The organism is Ramlibacter sp. (assembly GCF_036676645.1).
Lineage (GTDB): Bacteria > Pseudomonadota > Gammaproteobacteria > Burkholderiales > Burkholderiaceae_C > Ramlibacter.
In genome coordinates, this window is record NZ_JAKFCM010000063.1 from 1 (window position 1) to 1,998 (window position 1,998).

A 1,998-nucleotide genomic window follows, 5' to 3' on the forward strand; every position below is an offset into this window, starting at 1 on the left:
GGCGCCTGCTGCGAGTGGCCCGGCGTCAAGCGTCCGACCCCTGGGGCCCCTGGTGGAACACCAGGTCTTCGACCACGCGACCGTGCTTGAGGTGCTGGTCGATGATGCGGTCCATGTTGGCATCGGTCACGTTGTAGTACCAGGTGCCATCGGGCTGCACGCACATCACCGGCCCGCCCTTGCAGGCGGCAAAACAGCTCACGCGGCTGCGTTTCACGCGCAGTTCGCCGTCGTGCAGCCCGGCCGCCTTGAACTTCTCGCCCAGGCTGTCGAACAGGTCTTGCGAGGCGCCGTCCTGCGTGCAGCGCGGACCGGTGCAGATCAGCAGGTGGCGTTTGTAGGCGCCGATGCGGGGCTTTTCCACGGTGTCCTGGCTCATCCCTCGGTCTCCTCGGCGGGGGTCGTGGTTTCCGGCTCGTCCACCGCCGCGCTCAGCACCGCCTCGATGTAGTCGGGCGGCAGCCCGTGCTGCTGCGCGAGCGTGGCCACACCGGTGCCCTCGGCATGGTCGGCGCGCAGCTGCGCCATCCAGCCCAGCAGCCCGCTCGACAGGGACCGGCCCGCCTTCTCGCCTTCGCGCGTGCTGCCGCCTTCGTCCAGGTCGTACTTGTTGGCGTAGCCGCGCGGCGTGACCATCAGGCCATGGCGCACGAAGGTGTGGCTGTTGCCGATCAGCACGGTGGTGAGCATGCCGATCTCGCACTCGCTCATGTGCGCCAGCGTGGTGAACTCGACGCGCTCGCGCTTGCGGTAGGCCGACTTGACCACCGCCACCGGCGTGTCGGGCCGGCGGTGCCGCAGGAACAGCGCCTGCGCCTGCACGATCTGCTGGGTGCGTCGTCCGCTCTTGGGGTTGTAGAGCGCCACCACGAAGTCCGACGCGGCGACCGCGTCCAGCCGGCGCGCGATCACCGGCCAGGGCGTGAGCAGGTCGCTCAGCGAGATCGAGCAGAAGTCGTGCGTGAGCGGCGCGCCCACCAGCGCCGCGCAGGCGTTGATGGCCGAGGCGCCCGGCACCACCTCCACGCTCACGTCCGACTCGGGCGTCCAGCCGGCCTGGAACAGCACCTCGTAGGTCGGCCCGGCCATGCCGTACACGCCAGCGTCGCCGCTGGAGATCAGGGCCACCTTCTTGCCCTCGCGCGCGCGCTCCAGCGCGTGCACGGCGCGGTCCAGCTCCTCGGTCATGCCCTTGCGGATGACCTCCTTGCCTTCGAGCAGATCGGCCACCAGCTTGATGTAGGTGACGTAGCCCACCACCACGTCGGCCTCGGCGATCACCGCGCGGGCCCGGTGCGTCATGTGGTCGTGGCTGCCCGGGCCGATGCCCACCAATGCGATGCTGCCGCTCACGGGGCGGCTTTCGCGGGCGTGCCGGCCGTGGCGCCGGCGGGGTTCAAGGCGCGCTCCAGCGCCGGGCGCAGCCAGCGCCCGAAGGCCGGGCCGCCCACCGCGCCGAGGCTGGCCCAGAAGCCGAGCGACAGCCAGGTGGTGGCCCAGACGAAATCGCCGCCCAGCCGGCGCAGGGTCGCCTGGGCCTCGCCGGTGAACCCGGCCAGCGGATCGGCCGCGATGTGCGGCGCCCCCACCACGAAGGGCAGCGCCAGCCACGCCAGCGCGGCGGCCCAGCGCAGGGGGCTGCGCAGGCCGGCCACCGAGGCGCAGGCCAGCGCGGCACTGCCCGCCGCCAGCAGCCACCAGCCCTGGCGCGAGCCCAGGCGGGCGGCGTCCATGCCGGGGATTTCGGCGGGCAGACCCAGCGATGGCCAGAGGTGGAACACCAGCCAGCCCGCGGCCGCCGTCCACAGCGCCAGCGGCACGGAGCGCTGCGTGGCGCCCCGCCACAGGCACAGCCCCATCACCGCCAGCAACAGCAGCGCCATGCTGAAGGCGTGCAGCAGATTGGCCACCCAGGACCAGAACAGGCGCTCGGCGCCATCGGCCGGCGCCCAGGCCTCGGCGGTGTCGCCATGGTCGTGCGCCGCGCCGTCCGCGTGG

3 protein-coding genes are annotated in these 1,998 nt (G+C 72.5%); all 3 read right to left on the bottom strand.

What is annotated here, in order from left to right; translation table 11 throughout:
• Nucleotides 1–25: 25 nt before the first annotated feature.
• Entirely contained in the window at nucleotides 26–379 is a 354-nt protein-coding gene (locus V6M57_RS09745; RefSeq protein ID WP_068171538.1) for a (2Fe-2S) ferredoxin domain-containing protein, read from the bottom strand.
• Nucleotides 376–1,353, bottom strand: coding sequence for a precorrin-3B C(17)-methyltransferase (gene cobJ, locus V6M57_RS09750; RefSeq protein ID WP_332814791.1), 978 nt, complete (start codon nucleotides 1,351–1,353; stop codon nucleotides 376–378). The genes V6M57_RS09745 and cobJ overlap by 4 nt, the downstream gene beginning before the upstream one ends.
• The coding region (locus tag V6M57_RS09755; RefSeq protein WP_332814792.1) for a CbtA family protein at nucleotides 1,350–1,998 on the bottom strand (649 nt) is incomplete at its 5' end. The genes V6M57_RS09755 and cobJ, both read right to left, overlap by 4 nt.